At 67.9% G+C, this 21,134-nt stretch carries 17 protein-coding genes; 1 reads left to right on the top strand and 16 read right to left on the bottom strand.

The genetic code is table 11. The annotated features are described in order from the left end of the window. Nucleotides 1-61 precede the first annotated feature (61 nt). The 11 genes from ON41_RS33000 to ON41_RS32950 form a co-directional block, all read right to left on the bottom strand. Nucleotides 62-1,186, bottom strand: coding sequence for a hypothetical protein (locus tag ON41_RS33000; protein WP_040752195.1), 1,125 nt, complete (start codon nucleotides 1,184-1,186; stop codon nucleotides 62-64). 2 nt (nucleotides 1,187-1,188) lie between these two features. After that, the gene (locus tag ON41_RS43545; protein WP_040752193.1) at nucleotides 1,189-3,078 is read right to left on the bottom strand and encodes a type VII secretion target; all 1,890 of its coding nucleotides are present in this window, start codon (nucleotides 3,076-3,078) and stop codon (nucleotides 1,189-1,191) included. Nucleotides 3,079-3,153: 75 nt separating this feature from the next. Next, entirely contained in the window at nucleotides 3,154-5,649 is a 2,496-nt protein-coding gene (locus tag ON41_RS32990) for a hypothetical protein (protein WP_040752192.1), read from the bottom strand. A gap of 7 nt (nucleotides 5,650-5,656) precedes the next feature. After that, the gene (locus tag ON41_RS32985; protein ID WP_040752190.1) at nucleotides 5,657-5,968 is read right to left on the bottom strand and encodes a hypothetical protein; all 312 of its coding nucleotides are present in this window, start codon (nucleotides 5,966-5,968) and stop codon (nucleotides 5,657-5,659) included. Between the two features lie 29 nt (nucleotides 5,969-5,997). After that, nucleotides 5,998-6,360 carry a YbaB/EbfC family nucleoid-associated protein gene (locus ON41_RS32980; protein ID WP_040752189.1) on the bottom strand — a complete coding sequence of 121 codons (363 nt, stop codon included), beginning with the start codon at nucleotides 6,358-6,360 and terminating at the stop codon, nucleotides 5,998-6,000. After that, entirely contained in the window at nucleotides 6,357-7,103 is a 747-nt protein-coding gene (locus ON41_RS32975) for a hypothetical protein (protein ID WP_040752188.1), read from the bottom strand. Before ON41_RS32975 ends, ON41_RS32980 begins: the two co-directional genes overlap by 4 nt. Further along, nucleotides 7,100-7,459 carry a hypothetical protein gene (locus ON41_RS32970; protein WP_051163039.1) on the bottom strand — a complete coding sequence of 120 codons (360 nt, stop codon included), beginning with the start codon at nucleotides 7,457-7,459 and terminating at the stop codon, nucleotides 7,100-7,102. The genes ON41_RS32975 and ON41_RS32970 overlap by 4 nt, the downstream gene beginning before the upstream one ends. Next, complete coding sequence (locus ON41_RS32965; protein ID WP_040752186.1) at nucleotides 7,456-8,931, bottom strand: PE family protein; 1,476 nt, start codon at nucleotides 8,929-8,931, stop codon at nucleotides 7,456-7,458. The genes ON41_RS32970 and ON41_RS32965 overlap by 4 nt, the downstream gene beginning before the upstream one ends. Nucleotides 8,932-8,970: 39 nt before the next feature. After that, the gene (locus ON41_RS32960) at nucleotides 8,971-10,872 is read right to left on the bottom strand and encodes a hypothetical protein (RefSeq protein WP_184782342.1); all 1,902 of its coding nucleotides are present in this window, start codon (nucleotides 10,870-10,872) and stop codon (nucleotides 8,971-8,973) included. Between the two features lie 24 nt (nucleotides 10,873-10,896). Continuing rightward, nucleotides 10,897-11,370: a hypothetical protein gene (locus ON41_RS32955; RefSeq protein WP_157185716.1), complete on the bottom strand. Its 474-nt coding sequence runs from the start codon at nucleotides 11,368-11,370 to the stop codon at nucleotides 10,897-10,899. 239 nt (nucleotides 11,371-11,609) lie between these two features. Further along, the gene (locus ON41_RS32950; RefSeq protein WP_040752182.1) at nucleotides 11,610-12,071 is read right to left on the bottom strand and encodes a hypothetical protein; all 462 of its coding nucleotides are present in this window, start codon (nucleotides 12,069-12,071) and stop codon (nucleotides 11,610-11,612) included. A 752-nt stretch (nucleotides 12,072-12,823) separates the two neighbouring features. Here ON41_RS32950 and ON41_RS39485 point away from each other — a divergent pair. Next, nucleotides 12,824-13,870 (top strand): C40 family peptidase, encoded by a 1,047-nt coding sequence (locus ON41_RS39485; protein WP_051163037.1) that lies wholly within the window; start codon nucleotides 12,824-12,826, stop codon nucleotides 13,868-13,870. On the opposite strand, the gene ON41_RS32940 is transcribed toward ON41_RS39485, so the two are convergent. From ON41_RS32940 to ON41_RS32920, 5 genes are all read right to left on the bottom strand, one after another. Next, nucleotides 13,864-14,784 carry a transglycosylase SLT domain-containing protein gene (locus tag ON41_RS32940; RefSeq protein ID WP_040752180.1) on the bottom strand — a complete coding sequence of 307 codons (921 nt, stop codon included), beginning with the start codon at nucleotides 14,782-14,784 and terminating at the stop codon, nucleotides 13,864-13,866. The genes ON41_RS39485 and ON41_RS32940 overlap by 7 nt on opposite strands. Before the next feature lie 313 nt (nucleotides 14,785-15,097). Continuing rightward, the gene (locus ON41_RS32935) at nucleotides 15,098-16,000 is read right to left on the bottom strand and encodes an NlpC/P60 family protein (RefSeq protein ID WP_040752179.1); all 903 of its coding nucleotides are present in this window, start codon (nucleotides 15,998-16,000) and stop codon (nucleotides 15,098-15,100) included. Between the two features lie 39 nt (nucleotides 16,001-16,039). Continuing rightward, nucleotides 16,040-17,335, bottom strand: a complete 1,296-nt coding sequence (locus ON41_RS32930; protein WP_040752178.1) for a hypothetical protein — start codon at nucleotides 17,333-17,335, stop codon at nucleotides 16,040-16,042. Nucleotides 17,336-17,337: 2 nt separating this feature from the next. Then, nucleotides 17,338-18,507, bottom strand: a complete 1,170-nt coding sequence (locus tag ON41_RS32925) for a hypothetical protein (protein ID WP_169336533.1) — start codon at nucleotides 18,505-18,507, stop codon at nucleotides 17,338-17,340. A gap of 113 nt (nucleotides 18,508-18,620) precedes the next feature. Next, on the bottom strand, nucleotides 18,621-21,134 hold the full coding sequence (locus tag ON41_RS32920) for an ATP-binding protein (RefSeq protein WP_040752175.1): 2,514 nt from the start codon (nucleotides 21,132-21,134) through the stop codon (nucleotides 18,621-18,623).

The following is a 21,134-nucleotide window of genomic DNA, read 5'->3' as shown; positions in this document are numbered from 1 at the left end:
CGTAGTCCCGCATACCCCGAATTCTTCCCGCCCGCGACCTCGCCGTCATTCGTCCGTCTTCTCAACGATGGGGACCCGCTCGAACAGGGCGCACAATTTCCGATACCCCCGTGGCGGACGGCTGGACACATTGCGTCCATACAGGCGGACCGTAGACATTCAGCTTGTCGAGGCCACGCTCGGCGGAGAAGCCGAGCGCTACGTACGAGCGTCGCCACATCGCGCCGCACGACTCGGCGGCTCGAGTGAGCGCATCGACCGCACGGGTCGTGCCGTGGTGTCGGATCGAGAGTTCCCGCGCCATTTCGATCGTGCCAAGGTGCCGCGCATGCCCGATATATGTCGTGACCGACGAGGTTTGCACACTGCTCGCGCAGCAGACGATGATTTTGGTCTTGTGGATCTCGTCCGGATCAACGCCGCAGCGAGCGAACTCGGCCAGCGCTTCCCGTACCGGCTCACCGAAGTATCGGACCAATGTCGTCGGTACAGCGGCATCGCCGGTCCGGGTATCGAGATAGATCTTGTGGTTCAGATCCCCGGACGCGTCCACCTCGAGCGCGGCGAAGACGGGTTTGATCAACCTCCGGCTGTCGAATTCCGGTATCAGCCCCGCGAATCCGGGCCACGCATCACACAGGCGCCGCAGTGCCCCCGGCACCGCGCTCAGATTGCCGTAAACCTTGAGACGAGCCAGGTGATGTGGCATGGCGGCGTGGTGGACTACTCCGGTCCATGTGGCAAATCGCTCCCCCACCGCCACCTTGTCCGGGTCCGGAAACAGCGTCTCGACGAAGTTCTGTAGAAGGTCGGCGCTTGCGCGGCTACCATGCGGCAACCACCCGGCCAGGTCGCGGATCACCGCGAGCTGAGCAGCGACACGCGGGCCGAATTCCCTGTGCTCCGTGCCGGATTGCGTGACATAGCGGATAACCGGCATGACCTCGCCCAGCCCGCCGGTCACGTTGACATCGAGCGGTAGGCCGCTGCCGTTCAATGTGCTGGCACGACGACCGTCCGGCCCGCGCGGGTTCAACTGCCCGCCGCAAGCACGGTCGAAGACGGCGTGAATGGTTGCCGGGTCGACTGTGACACCCAATCGTTCGGCCAGTTCGAGCAGGTAGGCACCGACGACCGGAGCCTCGACGAGTATCGGCTCGGCCGAGGCCTCAGCCAGACGAGACATACTCAGGACCGATTGTCCGTCGCGGGCGGCGGCGTCGCGGGCGGTGTCACGCTGACCGCGGGAGCCGACACCGCGCCCGAGGGCGGCGCGGTGACCTGCGCCGACGATGCGGCCGGACGATCCACGCGCTGCGGCTCGCCCGCCGAGACCGCCGCCGGGGCGGCCACGAACTGCGGATGCTCGACGATCTGCTCGTGGGCGTATACCGCGTCGCGCAGATGCTGGCGCGTCTGCTCCTCGTCGGCCAGGAGCAACGCCAGCTCGTTGCAGCGGCGCTCGAACACCATGGCGCGCAGGGCTGGATTGTCGTCGACTCGCAGCTGGCCGGGATCGACCCGGCCCACGTCGACCCGGCGCGACATCATGGCCGCCGCCAGCAGGTCGTCGGCGTCGCGCAACTCCTGCCACAGCGCCTCGGGGACCGGTCGCCCGGCCTGCAACGCGGTGAGTATGCGCTGGCGCAATCCGCGGGCGCCCGCGGCCTCCGGCGGCGTACCGCCCGCACCCACCTGGGAATGCGCGTCGACGGCCAGTTCCACGCAGCGTGCGTGAACGCGGTTGTCCGGCACCGACGCGACGTCGTTGAGTGCCGCCGCCGAACCCGTCAGGCCGAGTCGGTCGGCCGTATCGGGGGTGAACGCGCGCAGATCGAGATCGTGAGACGGACCGACCAGGCCCTCCATCGGGACATCGCTGAACCGAGCCCGCAGCCCCGGATCCAACGGACCCGACGACACCAGTGCGCTCAGCTGCGCGGCGGCCTTGGGGCCCCAGGCCAATCCGAATTCGACCAGGATGCGCGCGGGATCCGAGACCCCTTCCCACGGCGATCCCGCCTCGTCCGCCTCGGACAGCACCTCGTCCCACAGCCACGGCGTGGACACCTCCCGCGGCAGGAAGACACTCGGGGGAAGCCAGCCACGGCCCTCGTTGGACGTGACGAACACCCCGGCGCCGCCCGGCCCGCGCAGCACCGCGACCGCCCAGTGCAGGCCGACCGCCGAGCTGTCGGTGGCGGCCAGCAGGCCGCCGAGCAACGTCTTGGCGAGCACCAGATCGTCGTCCACCTGATCGCCCACGACGTACGCCGGCTCGGCCGCCTCGTCCTTCGCCTTGGCCACGGCCGCCGCGAACGGCGAGACGAAGGGCACCGGCGGGACATCGAACCGCGAACCCGACTGCGCGCCGGACCGGTCGTCGAAGGGGCCGGCGCCGGGGCCACCGGGGCCACCGCCCGGGCCGCCCGGCGGGATCGAACCTGCCGGAGGCACAACCGAACTCGTCGAATCCATACCGGTGGTACCGGGTCCGCCCGCCGAGGCTGCGGCGGGAACAGCACCGGGACCGCCGGTATTCGGACCGGTCACCAGCGGGGTCTGACGTCCCGCGTCCGGACCCGTAGCGGTCGGATCCTGCGGACCGGACGGTCCCGAAGGCGCGGCGCCGTTCGGGCCGGAGCCGACGGACGGGCGGCCGGGAGGACCGCCCGCCGGGCCGCCACCCGCGGGACCGCCGTCGGTCGGACCGGCGCCCGGTCCGCCGGGACCCGTGGGGACCAGCTGCTGATTGGGGTCGTGGCCACCGCCGTCCCACATCCGGATGTCGCGGACACCGTCGCCATCCGCCCTTTCGTAGGCCAGCGCGGCCTCCCGCAGCGAATCCGCGGTGTATTGATGCTCATCGGCCAGGGCGTTGCCCGCCCGCTCGCGTGCCGTGTAATAGCGCAGCAGCGCCTGATGCACCGGGTGCGCGATCTTTCCGTAGGTGTCGGGGAAAGAATTGAGCCACTCCGACGGCGGCGCCGCCCATTTCCGGGTGTCGGCGGCAATGCCCTCGTGTTCCAATGCCTTCTGGCGCAGCCAGTCGGGATCGATGTTGAACTTCTCCGGCATGCCGTCTCAGATCCTTTCCCACCGCTGACGTGCTCATTGTCAGGCCTTCCCGCCACTGGCAAGACCTGTGCGCCCCTACCTGCGCGGGTCCTGCCGGGCACTGACGGCGGATTGCCGCCGTGGAGCGGCATTCGTCGCCGCCGCGGCGGCCGCCGCCATGCCCCCGAACAACGGATGGTCGATGATCTGCCCGTGCGCGAACACCGTGTCACGCAGGGTCTGACGGGTCGGCTCGGCCGCCAGCAGCAGGACCAGTTCGTCACACCGCCGCTCGAAGGCCAGCGACCGCACCGCCGCGGTGCCCGTCACGGAATGATAGTCGGAGTCGTCGGACCGCAACTGCCCCACTGTGATTCGTGATACGTCGGCTCGCAGCGACAGTGCCGTCGCGGCCAGTAGATCGTCGGCATCGCGCAGTTCCGCCCACCACTCGTCGGGCACCGCTCGCGCGCGCTGCAGCGCCGCCAGGATCCGCTGCCGCAGCTCCGGCGCCCCCAGCCCCCGGGCGCCGCCGGTATCCAGTTTCCCGAGCCGCATGTGGGCATCGACGGCCAGTTCCAGACAGCGCCCGCGGATCCGTTCCGGCCGCACCTTGGCGACCTGGTCCAGCAACCGCGGCGCCCCCACCAGTCCCAGACGGTCTTCCCGTCCACCGGCCGAGGACGTGAAGTCCATGGTCGGCTCGGCTTCCACGGAACCCGCCGACGGAACGTCGCCGATCTGCCGCATCATGGCCGAGTCCAGCGGTACGGAGGACGCCAGCGCGGACAGCGCGGCCCCCGATTTGACGCCCCACGCCGCCGCGAATTCGACCAGGATCCGGGCGGGGTCGGCGATCCCCTCCCAGGGCGCCTGTTCGGAGACCGACCACACCCAGGGTGTCGACAACTCGCGCGGCAGGAAGACACCGGCCGGCAGCCACCCGCGGCCCTCGTTGGAGGTCACGAACGCACTCACCCCACCGGAATGCCGCATCAGCGACACCGCCCAGGCGACGCCCACCGCCGTATCTCCGGTCGCGGCGAGCAGGCTGCTCAGCAGCGACCGCGCCAAGACGAGGTCGCCGCTCACCCGCTGGCCGACTACGAACGCGGGACCCGCGGCCGCGAGCATCGCGGTGCCGACCGCATCCCGCATGGTGTCGCCGTCCGCGGCGTTCGCGGTGGCGTCGACGGCCTTGTCGTCGCGGTCCTCGGAGCCGGGACCGCCCGGTCCGTGCGGGCGCATCGGCGGCGTCTTTCCCGTCGTGGCCGAGACGCCGGACGGCTGCGGTCCCGCGGTGATCCTCGGCCCGGCTCCGGCGGTCCTCGCATCGGCCGCAGGCGGCGCCGACGCGCTCGGAGCGGATACGGTTCGAGCGCGGTCCGGCGTGGCGCCGGGGGACGTCGCTCCCTGCTGCGCGGCATTCGCTCCCGCGGCCGATGCGGACGTCGATACCGAGCCCGGCGCGGTCACCGCCGGCGGCAGGATTCCGAGCGGGGCGCCGAGCGGCGCCCCCGCACCCATCGTCGCCGCGGGAACGGTGTCCGGCGACCCGGTCGTCACGGAACGAGGATCGGAATCCGTTGCGCCGGAATGCTCTTCGCTCGTATCGCCCGCATCGCTCGCGGTATCCGACGACCGGCCACCGGCCGCACCGTCCGGTCCGGCGAGATCGTGGGACGACTCCGCACCGTGATCGGATCCGGTGTCGTCCGATGCCGGATCGTGTCCTGCCGCCGTCCCGCCGGCGGGGCCACCGCCGCCACCGGACCAGGACGGCGCCGTACCCGTACCGGGCGGGCCCGGCACGACCGGGCTACCGACGGGGCCCTGCTCGTTCGGATGTCCCGGCGAGCCGGGGGTCTCCCCCTCCGGCCACGTGGGCCCGCCCGGGCCCAGCCCGATCGGCATCCGCAGATCGGGGTTGTTCGACCACGGGCCGTAGGGCAGCCGGCCGGGCGGCCCGCCGGGCGGTGCGGCCGGATCGCCCGGATGGCCCGGAGCGCCGGGTCGACCGGGATGATGCCCGGGATGACCGGGCACATCGTGATGTCCGGGCCCAGGTCCGCCGGGATGGTCAGGCATGATCGGGTCGTACCCGACGGTCGGATCGATCTCCTGCAGCGCCTTCGCCGTGCACTCCTCGACGGCACGACGGGCGTCGGCGACGATCCCCGCGATCCGGGCGTGCTCCTCGTCCGAGTTGTCACCGTCGCCGTCGGTGTCCTCGGCCTCCCCGCGACTGATCCGCCGGGTGGCGTCGTCGACGATGTCGAGAATCTTGTTTCGGGTGCGATAAACCAGTCCGGACATGCGGTCGTAGATGCCGGCCGCGGCGACCAGCGCATCGACGAACGCCCGCGGAGTGCCGCGCTGGACGAGCATCTCGTCCTTGACCGGTTGCAGGCCGCGGCTGTCCCGGACCCGATCGTCGAACGCGCGCCGGGCACGCTCGGCCTCCTCCGGGTCGATCGCGGCGGCGCCGTCACTCGCGGTCGTCGACAGTGCGTGCCAATCGCCCGGGGAGATCACCGGCCAGTTGTTTCCGACGATCGCGTCCCAGTACGGGCTCTCCTGCTCCGGGGGCATCCGGCGGTCAGACCGGCTCGGACCCGCGCACCTGCCTACCGCCGTCGACGTCGGCGGTCGACAGTGCGGTCGAAACCTCGGTGGCCGCCTGATGCGGGACGGGCGCCCGTCCCGAGTGCTTGCGCACCGCGCTCTTCAGAGGTTGCGCGATCTTGTCCCGGTGCACGGCGGCGAGACCTCGGTCCAGCGGGGACGCCGGGCTCCGCGGCAGCACCAGATCGCCGACCACCGTCCCGACGTGACTGGTGACCGATGTGATGGCCCGGCTGAATGTGCCTGCGGTCGCGGCTACTTCGTCCGGCTCGTCCATATCCAGCATGGCGCGAGTCCTTTCTGGTGCGGTGACGCTCAGGAGGAGTGACCGAACTCGGCGTTCTCCATGGCCCGGTAGGAGGCTTCGGTGGGCAGATCGAACGCGTCGATCGTGTACGGCCGGACGCCGTTGCGAATCATCTCCTCCCGGAGGCCGACCCGGGATTTGGCGTGCGCGAGCCGGGCGAGCCGCACGATCTCGCGCGACAGCCAGGCGTCACCGTTCTCGCGCGCCTCGTCGGTGATGTGCAGACCGACGATCTCGCCATCGCCGTTGACGGCGACCCCGGCGGTGCTGTCCGGGTTGAACACCTCGTAGATCGCGTGCTGCCGGTCGGGTGGCGCGGGCGCGACGTCGGAGTCGTCGTCGAATTCGGCGGAATCGGGGTCGACACTCATCGGATGCTCCTGTCGAAGGAAGTATCGGGGGCGCTCACCGACGCCCGACCGGGCGGGGCGAACGAATCCTGTTGCGCCGCATCGTCGTCGGGCGCCACCTCCGCGGCGAGCACCTGCCACTGCGCGTCAGCGATCGTCAATACCTGACGCAGCCGCCAGAAACGCGCTCCGAGGTACACCTCGCCGGCTCCGTCGGACATCACGTCGAGCCGGTCCGGCATCTCCACGGTCGGGTTGAAGGTGACGGTCGTGACCGGCGGCTGCTCGTCGTCGATGCTCACGATCGTGGCGCCGCCACCCGGGATGAAGCTCTGCCGCAGACGGGGACTGTCCCCTAGCGCCAGGTCGTCGCTGTTGGTAACGATCGTGATCTCGGGATTCAGCAGCAGTTGCAGTGCCCACGACCGAGCAGCCGCCTCCGGGCGCTTCGCGTTGATCCCGATATCCAGGCAGGCCGAAAGATCCACGACCAGAACCGATTCCGCCGTGGTCACGCCGACGATCACGAGTCGTTTGGACGTACTGGCCGGGTGCGGGAGATCATCGGCGGCCAGGGTCGTGACGTCAGAGCCGACGCCGCCGCCCGCCGCGGGATAGACGGTGACCGTTCCCGTCGCGATGTCGACCGTGTACGCGGAGACCGGGTGTGCCGTCCGTCCGGCGACACCGACCAGCCGGGTGAGCCCCTCCTCGTGCAGCCACCGGATGGTGTCGGCGACAGTGACCTGGACGGCCTCGGTCATGCTGACCGTCCCGCCCCGGAGGAAGCCGGCTCCTGCTCCGCCGCATCGTCCTGCTCGGGCGACGGCTCGGCGTCCATGAGGATCCGGTACTGCCGCGCGGCGTCGCCGGTGCTGTCCTGGATGGCGCCGATGATCTCGGCTGCCAGCTCCTCACAGGTGAACCGGTCCACGGTGCCCGGGGCGAAATACAGGTCGGTGAGCCGCCCCATGGCGTCGACCTCGGGGATGATCGCCCCGCTCCGCGACGGACGTCGAGCCCGGATCCCGTCGATACGTTCACGCAGGTCGGCGATGCGATGACGCAGGTCGCGGGCGGCGTCGAGGGCCGCCTGCACATCGGGATGAATATCGTTCATGTGGAACCTCCAGCTCGAGTCTGGTCCTGTCCGGCGGGCCCGGGTGTCGGCGGTGTCACCGTCGGCGCGATCGTGGGCTTCTCGCCGATCACCTGCTCGGTATGCGGTGTGTCGTCGACGTACATCAGGCGGTCGGGATGCCAGGCCACCACACGGTTGCGTTCGCCGGCCCCGCCGCCGTTCGCCCCGCCCATGCCCGGTGACATCGGCATATAAGGCATCATCGGCGAGCCGGCGGCGCCTGCGGCACGGGCCGCTCCGCCGACCGGTGAGCCCGCGCCGCGCAACGGTTCCGATACCGACGCCGATCCGCCGGCCGCCGCCGCCGGCGCTGCCATGGCGCCCGATATGGCACCGGAGGTGGGGGTCATGGCGGAGGAGACGTCGCTTATCGATGGGACCGACGACATTCCGCCGCCGCCACCCGCGCCTCCGCCGCCGAAGCTGCCGATCGGGGAGCCGAGGTCCTCGTAGCCGTAGTCTTCGTAGCCCCCCAGGGAATCCTCGCCCGCACCCTGGGACTCGGCCAGACCGGACGCGCCGCTCATCATCGAACTGATCAGGCTCGGCAGCATCTGCATCATGGGATCGCTGCCGCTGGAGGAGGAACCCTGCTGTCCGGACGATGACCCGTTCGTCGCGTTCTTGCCGTTGACCGTACTGGAGTAGCCGGTCATCGCCTCGGTCGAACGGGCGTTCTGCTCCTCGAACTTCGCCAGCGCGGCCTGGATGCCCAGCTGGTTCTTCGAGCGGATGTTGCGCAGCAGCTCCTTCCGGGCCGCGATGATCTCCTCGGGCGTCGGATGCTTGGCCTTCGCCGTATCGAAGGCGCCGGAGTAGGTGTCGACCATGTCGACCAGCTTCTCCATGTCGTTGCGGTATTCGTCGAGCTGGTTGCGATGGCGGTGCAGGTGTCCGGCCGCGGCGCTGCCGACCGGGGTCCAATGTTGAATCGCCTGTACGGCCTCGTCGAGTCCGTCGAGCATCTTGGGATGCGAGCCCGTGAGGTATTTGCGGACGTCGGAGGAGAAGCCGTTGGCCGGGCCCGTCCCCGGTCCCGCGCGCAGTTGCTGCGCATGGATCAGCGGGTCCCCGGCCGCTCCCGCCGCGGGCATGGTGAAGGTCGGTGGTATCCGTTCACCCGGCGCTGACGGCGGAGCGACGGGATTGTCGATGAGTTCGCCACCGGCTCCGTTCACCGAACGAGCACCCTCGTCGTCACCCTTGGTGTAATCCGAGGCGGAGGCGCCGATCTCGTGGGCGAGTTTGTGAATGTCGTTGAGCACGCCGCTCATTCCGTTGAACGCGGCGGCGGCCTTGTGGTTGAGATACGGGACCGAGCCCGCGGAGATCGGATCCGAACCCGCGGGCGCCACCCACGACGTCGGCAGCGCGCCGCCTGTTCCGTGCGCGATTTCGGCGAGTTTCGATGCCGCCGCGGCCAATTGCGCGGGATCGACATTCATCGGCATGACTACCTCCTCTCACCTTCGGACACTCGACGCCTCGGCTCATGCCGGCGCGGCGACGGCCGCCCCGGCCGCCGGATCGCCTGCCACCGGCATGCCCTGCGCGTGATCGCCCTGACCGGCGGCGGAGCCCTGTCCCTCGATTCCGTTCGGATGGGCGAAGCCGGTGAACTCGCCGAATTCGCCGTTCTTCCCGGTCATCTGGGGCGAGAACTGCCGCAGCTCGCCGTCGATGACGACCTCCAGCGTTCCTTCGCCACCGGAACCGGCAGAGCTGTCGGAACTACTCGAACCGCTACCGGAGCCGTTGGATCCACCGGAGCTACTCGAACCGCCCGGGCCGTTGGGTCCGCCGGGACCGCTGGCACCCGGCCCGCCCGATCCGCCGGAGCCGTTCAGCTGACCGGGTCCCGCGGGGCCGTTCAGCCCGCCGGAGCCGTTCCCACCGTCGCCGGGGCCGCCCGGACCGCTCGTGCCGGTCAGGAAGTCGGCCGAGCCCGACCCGGAGTCACCCGCGCCGACCAGCGCGCCGGAGCCGTCCATACCCGCCATATCGGTCATGCCGCCACCATCGGCCTTCCACACCACGGCCAGGGCGGTACGGCCCTCCCAGGTCGCGACGTCGCCGGTGATCAGCTGGTATGGATCGATCCGCGCACCGATCTGCTTGTCGTCGGTCCACTTCGCCGGCGTGCCCTCGTAGGCCTTCTTGGCGTCGGTGCCGGCGTGGTTGCCGAAGGCGACGTCCAGGGCCTGCGCGACAGCCGGCCACACCCGCTGGGTGCGCCCGTCGGGGAAGGTGTAGAGCACCTTGCCGTCCTCGTCCGGGACGCGGCCGGCCGGCTGGCCCGGCGGCGGACCGTCGTTCTTCGGCGGCGCCGTCGCCGCATTCGACGACGTGGAGTTCCCGGCCTGCGTCGCGGATGCGGCCGCGGGCGGCTGCGCGGGTTGCGCCGCGATCTGCTGGGGCATACCACGCTGGCCGAGACCGGGCTCCTCGAGGCGATCCCGGCGATCGTTGAGATCCTTGTCCTGCATGCCCCGCTGCATCATCTGGGACATCAGCATGGGCAGCATCATTCCCATCATGTCGCCCATGCCGCCGCCCGACGCTCCGGCCGGGGTCGTCACGCCCGCGCTGGGATCGAGCCCGCCCGAGCCGCCGTTCGATCCGTCCAGACCGTTCGATCCGTCGAGGCCCTTGGACGGGTCCAGGCTGCCGTTCGATCCGTTCGTCCCGGACGGGTCCAGGCCGGAATCATCGGCGCCCAGATCGATGGGACTGTAGCCGGGATCGTTGCCGGCGCCGTTGGGACTGGTCGGGTTCAGCCCGGTCGGATCGTAACCCGAGCCGGTGCCGGTACCGGTCTTGTTCTCGAGCGCCTTCAATCGGTCCAAGATCTGCTGCATCTGACTGGTCGTACCGTCGGTCTCGTCGGCCACACCTTTTTGAGCGTCCTTCGCCGCATCCAATTTCTTGTGCGCCTCGGTCGCGGCCTGATTCAGGTAAGTCATGATGAACTGGTCCTGAGACATGCCTTGCGTCGCCGGCACCGGCGCATTGGCCCGAATATTATTGTCGATGACCGAGTTGATACCACTCCGCGCAGCCTCCGAGATGGCTGCGGACTTCTTGGCCTTCGGAGCGATCTGTTTATCCAGCTCCACGAGGCTGGCGAATACCTGACGCATGCTCGCCGCCGCGGCGGAATAATTCGAGAAAACATTGCTCGAATCCGAACCGGACGGCGGAGAGTACGTATCCGATATGGTCGGGGCTTTATCCGGAGGTTTGACATCCCCTTTGCCACAGCTGTCGAACATCTGCTTGAAAGAACCAGGAAAGTCTTCGTAAATCTTCTCGACAGTCGAACTGAACCTGTACTGATCCGGATAGGGAGGGCCTACCTTCGGATGCATATCCGGCATCAGGAAGACGCTCATCGTCTCAGTCGGCATAGACGATCCTTACGCCGCCGCCGTCGAGCCGGGGCCGATCGGCTTCACCGGCAGCTCCGCCACCGCCGCCGGGTTCCCCGACCCGTCACGGTTCTGAAAAGCACTGGCCAATGTTCCGCCGAGGCCCTCACCGGCTCTGCGGACGAGGTTCTGCCTGGTAAGCATCCGAGCGTTCAGCGTGGCACCGCGGGGGAAGCCGGCGAGCGCACGGGTGCCGGCACGCGCGGCAAAGCGATTGGCTACCCCGCCACCCACCAGGCTGAGCGCCCCATCGACAAGCCCGGTCTGTATCCCGTCGTGAACACTCCCGGTCTTGAAACCTTCGATCGTCCCGCCGGTCAGGGCAGCCGCGCCGGCGCCGAGCGCCAGCCCGCCGAGACCACCGGTCCCGACCGTGAATGCCGTAGCCGCCGCACCGACGAGGACATCCTGGACCCGGAGACCGCCGACGATGTCGAAGTTCATAAAACTCGAAAAACTCATACGATCACCGCTCCGCTATCCAGCAGGTCCCGGTCCGCGGCACACGCGACACCATCGCGGATCCGGATAGGCACGCGCGATCGCGACGCCGGAGCCCGCGTCCTACCTGCATCGATCCACCCTTCCGGTCAAGCGTTCTACGCGCGCGGCATGCCACTCGGGAACGCTCATGGGACCCACTTATTGTCGAGGATTCCCAATATTGGGAACCGAGGTCCGCCGTCCGGAGTCGAGTTCCGTCACGCAGCCGCCGTCGCGCCCGGGCCTATCGGCTTCACCGGTAGTTCCTGCACTGCCGGTGAATCCGCCGACCCGTCACGATTTTGAAATGCGTTGCCGAGCGCGCCGCCGACACCTCGGCCGATGGCTTGGCCAAGGGTCGAATTGGTCGCTGCTCTGCCGAAGTTGTTGCCGAGGAAACCGAGCGCGCCACGCCCCGCGAGCCTGCCGGCCACCCCGCCCCCCACCATGCTGAACACTCCGTCCATGAGTCCGGTCTGTATCGCTTCGTGGGCACTCTTACCTTCGAGGGCTTCGATCCCGCCGCCGAGAAGCCCGGCGCCGGCGCCGGCGAGCACCAACCCACCCACACCGCCGGTTGCCGCCGTGATGCCGACAGCCGCCGCGCCGACCAGGACATCCTTGACCCGGAGACCACCGACGATGTCGAAGTCCAGTCCGGATTTGAGCCAACCCCACATACGATCACCGCTCCGCTATCCAGCAGAATCCAGCTCGAGACATGCCCGCGTCGGCGTGCCACTCGAGCGCTCCTATGAGACCCCTTCATTGTCGAGGATTCCCAATGGTGGGGACCGGTGGCCGGACGGTCCCGGCCAAAATGAACCTCGGGCCACCGACACGATCGTGCCCGTAATGCCATGACCACCATCACCTTCCATACACCGGAGTCGATGGAGCAGCCGACCGCGATGAGCCCCTCCTACCCGCCCGAGCGACACCGCGAGCATCTCGCCGCCGGTAAACACGGCTCTCTCGGCGCACGCTCGACCGGTGGAACGAACACTCGAGGTGGTAACCGATGAACACCCCCGCGGACATCGCGCCCGATACCACACCGGAAGATCCCGACGCCGAAGTCGAAGGGAACGATTCCGGAACCGCGACACCGTGGACGGACAGGCCGGCGCCCCAACGCTCCCGCCCCGAAGGCACGCCCGCACCGAGCCCGCCCGTCGCCACCGATCCGAATCGTTCCGCGAAACCGCAAAGCCAGCCGGGCCAGAACGGCTCGGATACGACGGGGTCCGGGACGAATACGGCGGCTCCCTCGGCAAATGGGGCACCTCCGCCTAACGGGGCGACCGCGGTCGGCGCCCCGCCGACCATCGCTCCCGACGCGGTCCCTTCGGGGACGGCAGGGCCGCAGGGCTCGACTACGCAGCTGCCCATGCCCCCCGCCTGGGGCGACGGCCCCCCTCCCGGACCCGGGGTGGATCTCGACACCGTCGCCGCGCTGGCACCGGCCGCCCTGTCCGCCGGTGCGATGGCCGTGACCATGCTGCCGATGCTCGCCTCGGCGCTCTCAGGTCTCGGCGGCGGCGGTGGCGGCGGATCGGCGGCGCCCGCCACAACCCCAACCAGCGGTACGGCGACAGCGCTGACGCCGGAGGCGGAAAACGCGATCAACGTGCTCAAGAAGCTTCAGTCGGTCTACGGGGTCGATAATCCCACCAGTCCGGAAAACGGCGGACTGCCCGAAACCTCGGGATCCACGGGTGGTTCCGGATCGACCGCGAAGGCCGTGAAGTTCAAGCGGCTGTATCAGCGCACCGTGGCGAAGGCCTTCAACAATCTCGACAACCAGCTCGTGCGCTACATGCGCAGCATCGCCGGAAACAACAAGATGAACAAGAAGGCCGTCAACCAGCTGCTGCGCGAGGTGGACGTCGCCCTGGCGGAGCTGGGCCCCGCCGCCTACACCAAGGCCGGGCAGCAGCGTGTGCACCAGATCCTCACCGCCGCGGTCCAGAAAGCGGAGAAGATCGTCTCCGCCGACAATGTCACCGCGTCGCAGACCGCCAAAGAGATCAACGAGCTGACCAAGCAATACATCTACAACCTGGCCGGCCGGAACTACACTGCCGCAGCCCCTACCGCATCGGGCGGGTCGCCGGCGGCGCAGCGAGCGGTTGCCGTGGCCCTCGCCCAGGTCGGCGACCCTTACGTCTGGGGAGCCGAGGGCCCGAATTCCTTCGATTGTTCCGGCCTCATGCAGTACTCAGCGAAGGCCGCCGGGGTCAATATCCCTCGCGTCGCCAAGGATCAGTACCGCCAGCTCCCCAAGGTTCGCCCGGGCGATATCCAGCCGGGTGACCTGATTTTTCCGGCCGCGCAGTACAACGGCGGGAATCCTGGCCACGTCATGATGTACGTCGGAAACGGAAAGTGTGTCGAGGCTCCTCGTCCGGGCTCCAGCGTGAAGGTGACCTCGCTGCCGAGTAGCTATTACGCGAGCCGCTGGACCGGATCTCAGTAACCGACGTACGAACCGCCGGCCCGCATCTGCGCCACCCCCGGCACATTGCCGACCGATCCGTACCGATCGATGGCATATCGCACCCCGGCGATGATGTTGTCCACCGGATTCCAGATATCGCGATGGCCGGGCAGCGCATAGGCGTTGAAGGTCGGGTCGATGGTCTGCATGAGGCCCTTCGACGGTGTCCCCGCGGCGGCATTGCTGTCCCAGTTGTTGATCGCGTGCGGATTTCCGCTGGATTCGTGCTGAATGATCGCGGCGATGGCCGACGGATCGATCTGATCCGTGTCATAGCCCTGCTGCCGCAGGATCTGCAGTGCCTCACCGATCCATCGGCCCGTGTTGCCCGGCGGCAGAGCCGATGGCGGACCCCCGCCGCTGCCCGCACCGTGGACGCCCGGCTGTCCGCGAGGCCCCGAAGACTCCGACACGTACCGGTCGGCCAGCGCTGACACCTGTTCGGCGGTGACAGCGGATGCGGCCCGGCCCGTTCCGAGCACCGATCCGGCGCGCTGTAACGCGGCGCCGAGCGTCTGCATGACCTGACGCTGTCCCGCCGCGGTGTGCGCCACCGGCCCGAGTGCGGTCAGCGCGGCGTTCGTCTCCGCGATAACGGCAGCGACGGCCGCCCGCCCGGCGGTCGTATCGTCCGCGGCGGCGCCGAGCAACCGGCCCAGTTCCTCGTCGAGGTGGCCCATCGCGCTGCCTTTTCCGGCTCTTTCCTGGTTGCCGGCCCCGTATCCCGCGCTCATTGCGCCGTCCCACGCGACCGGCCCGGTGGGAGCGTCGGAGGGCAATACCGGCGGCGCATAGGGTTGCCCGGATTCACCCGGAATGCCGGACCCGTAACCGGCGGCCATGGCGGCGAGCGCGCCCATCGCGACGGCGGCCATCGGAATCGTCGCGGCCACCGCCGAGGCATCCCCGCCCGCCTGCGTGGGCGATGGGGTGGCAGCTGCCGGAGCCCGGGATTCGCCGGTCCGCGGCGGGCTCGAGGCGGTCGAGGACGTCGCGGGCGTGGCCGTCCCCGGGGCCGCTGACGCACGCGGGCGAGCACGCGACCGGGACGATGCCGGGGCATCGCGCGGTTCGGCGACCGCGATATCCGAGCGAGGTCCCCGGACGCCGTCGACTCCGGCCTCCCGCCCCTCGCTCTCGCCTGCCATTACCGCCTCGCGAACGCTCTGCCGGGTCGCCGTCTTCGCCCGGTTCCCGGAATGCCGGTCACGAGTCGCCCCGCAACACTCGCTTCACCCGCACGTCCGCGTCACCCGGCACGGCCAGTTCCACGACGCGGCCGGTCGACGGATCGACCGTGACCAGCTGGGTGCCGCCCACCGCGACGCCGACCCGGGTGGGGGCGTTGTTCCGGAAGTCCCAGAACACCAGATCACCCGCGGACATCGCGGATTTCGCGACCCGCTGCCCGCAGGCGGCCTGCGCCGCGACGGTGCCGGGAAGCGTCACCGTGGTCGGCGCCGCGCCCGCGTCGCGGGTTATCCGGGCACACGACTCGGTCGCCTGATCGGTGGCGGCCGGTGCCGGCACGGGCTCGGCAGCGGACGAACCCGACCCCCCGCAGCGCCCGGTCAGCGCGGCCAGCGATGCCTCCGCGATCACGTCCCTCGCCAGTGCCGCCGAGTCGTCGCTGCCGGCCGAGGCACCACCTCCGCTCTGTCCCTTACTCAGCGCGAGCTGACCGGCGCACTGAGCGACACCACCCACGTTGGCCGTCCGCAACGGCGGCAACTGGTAGGGAGCCTGCCGCATGGCCGTCAGACAGCTGCGCTGCCAGTCGGAGACGTTGCGATCCTCCGGAGCGACGGTCAGGCTGGCGTACGGGTTGGTGGTGGGGGCTGCCGATGGCGTCTCGGTCGACGAGTACCGCGCTTCGTCACCGCCGGCCTCCGTTCCCGGATTCGCGGTGCCGACGATCGACGCGTCCGGGCCGATCGCGCTGTCGCACTGGTAGTGAAAATCCGACGACAGCGCCGAGGTCGTGCTGCCGGTGATCATGACCACCATCGTCAGGAGGAGAATAATGACCGCGAACACCGCGACACCGGCCCAGCCCCAGAAAGGTATCAATGCTATCAGCAGCGATATTGTGGTCAGACGGTTGAGCATCGCATTCTCTCTGGTTCACGGACCTACGGTCCACTCGCGCTAGGCGTCGAGCATTCTTTGGATGTCGCCGAGACCGGTAGCCCAATTCGGATGATGGACGTCCTGCAAGGTCACCGACATACGAGGTGCCGAAGCGCCTTCTTCTCCTTCGAACCGGTTCTGTGTCTTGATGCTCTCGTTGAGCTCTTCACGCACCGCCAGCAGTCGGTGTTCATCGGAGACGTCTCTCAAGAATCCATTGCGGCCGTCGATTTTTTCCAGCATCTGCTTGGCGTGCTCGTTCCTGATCCACAGACGCATATCGCTCGCCTCGTCGGCACCGATATTATTGATTCGCATTCGACCGTACAACGCCCGTCGTCGAGCCGTCTCTCGCGCATCACCTTCGACTTCGAGCCCGCCCGCACTACCACCATTAGCCATGTGGTTCAAAACATGGATCATACGATCTTTTTCCTGATCGCTCACGCTGCGATCCATATATCTCGTCACGAAATCGGTTTGCGCGCCGTGCCCCGTACCGCCATCGAGCGGAATTCCGCCGGGTCGGAATCTGCGAAAAAGACGAGCACCCTGACGCATCGTCGCGTAGTCGGCCGCCAGCTCGTCCTCATCGATGCCACCGTATCCGCCTTGAAAAGTGTCTCTGTTGAGAAACGAAATAGTCTGATCGTGCGCACGCCCTACGGCCGCCGCGATAAATGATAGGTCGTCGTCCTTGAACGGCTGGTTCTTCGCCATCTTCTGGACGATCTCGAACGACCGGCCGGCGATCGCCGCCTGCTTTTCGTTGCGACCGCCCGCCATGCGATGGGCACCGACCACGTCACTGATGAATCCGCCCGCGTCGAGCGTGCCCGTGACGCCTGCCGCCGCGCCACGGACGGTATCTATGCCGCCGTAGTTGTTCGCGTCCCGCGCGTAGTTGCGACCGATCTGCGCCCATTTGAGGCCTTGTGAGTGTTGAATCGTGGGCATTCTCGGCTCGTTCAGCCACGGCTGGGCCTGCATCCGCTGCAGATCCCGCTTCAGCTTCGCCTGCGGGTGGAACGATCCCGGGATGCCCAGCATCGCCCATTCCGTCAGCGGCGAGCCGGCGATGGTGCTGGCGTCGGCGAAGACCGACAGGGGCGACATACCGCGGTTGGCGCCGATCTGGCCCATACCCAGCGCGTGGCCGCCACCACCACCGCCACCGCCACCTCCCGTGCCCTGTGACGCGAGCGCGATCCGATTCGCGATATTGTCACTTCCATCGTCGAGGGAATTGCTCAGTTTCGAGATCAGGACGATGACGACTATGTTCACAATGGTCGCGAGGAAAAGTATTTCCATGGCTAACCTCCGAACTGCTGAAACAGATCGCTCATGAAAAGCTGATAAACTCCCAGGAACACCGTAAATATCGTCATTCGCCCCGCGGCTATGAATGCGTCGACGACATTACGGATCAAAAAGGTCTGCGTCGGCCCGTAGATGAAACCGCCCGCGGCGAATCCGAAGATCGCCATGAAGCCGTGGTAGACCGCCTGGAATCCGGCCGTGATGATCCTGAGCCCCATGTAGAGGGCGAATATCAACACGACCACACCGGAGATCAGCAGCATGAGCCCGGCGCCGATCTGCCCCGCGGTGGCATGACCGGCCGCTTCGTACGCCGCACCGTCACCGCAGGCTTTCATCCCGTTCCGGAGCCGATCTTCGTTACCGGAGTTGATGCCCGCCGACCACATCGAGCGGCACGTCGGGTTGCCGTCCACGGCGTGACCGAAATTCCAGATCTGCAACGGTTTTCGAGCGTAGTTGTCGGCCAGACCGGTCTGCATCGTCTCCACCAGCATCGTCGGATCGGTATCCGACTTCCCGTTGAGCCCCGCCGCCACCGAGAGTCCCACATTGCGGCCCTGCGCCAGCCACCCCTCGGGGCCGAGGACCTCTCCCAGCGGTTCCGCCAGGAACAGGGTGCCGATGATGGCCACCAGCAGCATGGTGACCACCTGCATGGTCGCCCTCGTGTAGAACCCACGAACGACGAAATAGGCGACGAAGAACGCGCCGATGGTCGCCGCGGCCACCAGCATCAGCGGAGTCGCGATCTGTCCGGTCAGGGCCTCGGCGGTACCACGCAGCGGCGCGGCGACGACGTTGAGCCATTTGAAGCTCAGTGCCCAGCCGATCAACCAGATGGCCGTCGTCACGATCACGGTCCAACCGGCGAACTCCAGATTGAGCACGAGCGAGATGGCAGTGGTGCCCGGCCGGAACAGACTGCCGTAATCGAGCACAAGAAAGTAATTCGAGACCTGAACCCCGGAGGAATCACGAACATTCATCCAGCTGAGCCCGGCGTTGCCGCCCGCCGTTGTGTCGGTGGCGGCGCCGGTACCGCTGCCGGTTTGCGCGGTGGCCACCGCCCCGACGGCGATCGGCACGACGAACAGAACGACGAAAACCACCGCGGACCAAACGGCCCACCACCGCCGGCGGCTCACCGCCGACCAGCGCACGAAGCGGCGCCACACCTCCCCCGGATACCACCGGCTCGGATCGAAGAACCGCAGTTGCCACGCGTGGAACGCCTCGTCACCGCGAAGTTTGCCGACGGCGTCGGCGAGGGTGCTCACGACACGGCCTCTCGTTCGAGGGCTCTTCGCGCCGAACCGGGCGTGCTGCTGATGGCCTCGGCGCGATCCGGGCGCGCGGGACCCAGGATCTTCCCGCGACCGATGCGGTTCAACGCATCCCGCATGAACATCTCGCCACGACGCTCCTCGGGAACCTGGCGGCCGGTGCCGACCGGCGGCGAGGTCTCCTCACGCAGAATCTGCAACAGGAACGGCGCCTCCTGCAGATCCACTCCGAGCCATTCCAAGCTGTTGCGCGCCAGGGTCTCATCGCGCTGGCGGAAGACGAAGCGGTTCGGGATCAGATTGTGCGCCGCGCCCTGGAAGTCGGTCGCCGGGTCGTGCGACGCGAGGCCGATGGCAGCCAAGTGCTTTCGACCGTCACGGCTGAAATCGGAGGTGACCGCGCCGCCCACCTGTGTCTGGGTGAAGTGGTGGGCCTCATCGCCGACCAGCAGGCCGAACCGGCCGTTGTCGGTCAGGAAGGCGTCGCGCGCCGCGACGCCGACCAGCTCGTAGAGGGCCGTGCCGAGCCGTTTGGTCAAGGGCAGGCGGTTGTAGAGATGCGGTGTGGTCAGCTCCTCCGCCGACGGCAGGGCCAGGTTGTGGCTGCGGACGACGGTCGCCGCGGCATCCAGGCGCAGCGTGCGCAGCTTCGGATCGAACAGCACCGGCATACGGTCGACGATGGTGCTCAGCCGCGCGGCCAGGTCGGCGTACTCCTCCCCGTGCCTGCCCTCGTCACGTAGCCTCCGGACGGTGTTGAACAGGTCGAGCATGCTGCGGATACCGTGTTCGGCAATCCCCTTCTGGCTCAGCAAACTTCCCATCACGGCGCCGGCGCCACTGGTCGGCGACAGATCCAGCAGCGGCAGGATCGAGTCCAGCGCGCGCTCCCCCGCCACACGCGGCGGGAACAGGCGCAGCGGATCGAGCGACACGGTCGGATTGCTCAGGTCGATGACGACGGCGTCGTCGATCGATCTGGCGAAGTGCTCCCACTCCCCCACTTGACTGCGGTCGATGGCGAGGAACTGCCCGCCCATATCGTTGACCAGCACCGCCATCAGCTTCAGAAAGTACGACTTGCCCGAACCGAGTTCACCGGTCACCGCGAACGATGCCGACAGGTCGTGCAGCGCGGCTTCCATGATCCCGAAATGGATCGGCTCGAAATTCCCCGACAGCAGATTGACGCCGATCACCGGCCCGCTGTCGTCACCGATCTGATTGGTGGTGAACGGCACGAATCCGGCCCACATATCCGAGGGGATGATATGGGCGAAATCGTCGTACGCGCGCCGGGCGGGGCTGCCGGGAATCATCATCGACCAGAGATCGACCTGTGCGCCCAGCGGCGCGGTCATTTCGACCTGAAAGCGCTTGTACCGACGCTTGATCTTGTTGACCGCGTCCATGGTCAATTCCTGCGAGGGCCCGCCGACCGCGATGACCGTGGTGAACGACACCTCGGATTCACCACCGTTGACCTCGAAGTGGTGGTTGTACTCGCCGAGCGCCTGCGCCTTCGACATCAGAGTGTTCTGCGCGAAGGAGACCTCCTGGTCGCGCTGATCCATCTGTTCACCCAGTCTGCGCAGGTTCTGCTCGTTACTCTTGAGAACCTGCTCGGCGGGCCGGGTCGAGACACGGATCCCCCAGTCGACGACGACATCGTCGAATCCGTCCAGCACCGTGAGGAATTCGCTCCCGCCCGGAAAGGTCATACCGCTGTAGGGAAAGGAGTGGGGCGTCATCATCGCCTGATAGGACGGCCAGTAATCGTATTCCGGCTGCACCACCTTGATGACCGGTACGAACGACGGTCGTACCCGCCGATTGCTGTCGCTCTGTGCGCCCTCGTCCAGCGCCGCGGACCGGAACACTGCCGCGGTCGCGTCGTCCAGCACGCCGGCCTGAGTGGGGGTCACCGGATCACCGCCGGCCCCCCGCGACAGGTAGTGCTCCCACAGCCACTGGAACAGCGAGGCGGGGACCGGGGCCGGTTCGAAATCCCCCCCGATGCGCGACAGGATCTCTTTGGCCTTCTTGGTGTAGGGCTCCAGATCGTTCCGGGAGATCGCCGAGGTATCGATGGTCGCGGAACCGCGCAGCACACGGGACAACCCCGAGATGGTGGAACCGACAGTCCCCACCGGAATCGACAGCAGGTGAATCCGCGTCTGTGGCATGATCTGCCGCACCCGCTCGTACGAGGCGACCACCTCGAGCGCATAGTCCTCGCATTCGTCGAGGTCCACACCCTCGACCATCTTGCTCAGCACATCCAGGATGTTGAGCCGCGCCTGGATGCCGAGCAGCAACGATCCGCTGGGCAGGTTGTTGATCAGGTTGTGGTGGGCGGCCTTGACATCGAATTTGTCACTTTTCTTACGCAGGCCATAGCCGAGCGGATTGACGAAATAGGTCGCAGTGACCAGACCGCCGTGAGTGAATTGCAGATTCCCTCGAATGGCGGCCGTGGGCTGCAGATCCCGCTCGAATGCCAT

This window comes from Nocardia transvalensis NBRC 15921 (genome assembly GCF_000308875.1).
Lineage (GTDB): Bacteria > Actinomycetota > Actinomycetes > Mycobacteriales > Mycobacteriaceae > Nocardia > Nocardia transvalensis.
This window is presented reverse-complemented; position numbering and strand designations above follow the sequence as displayed.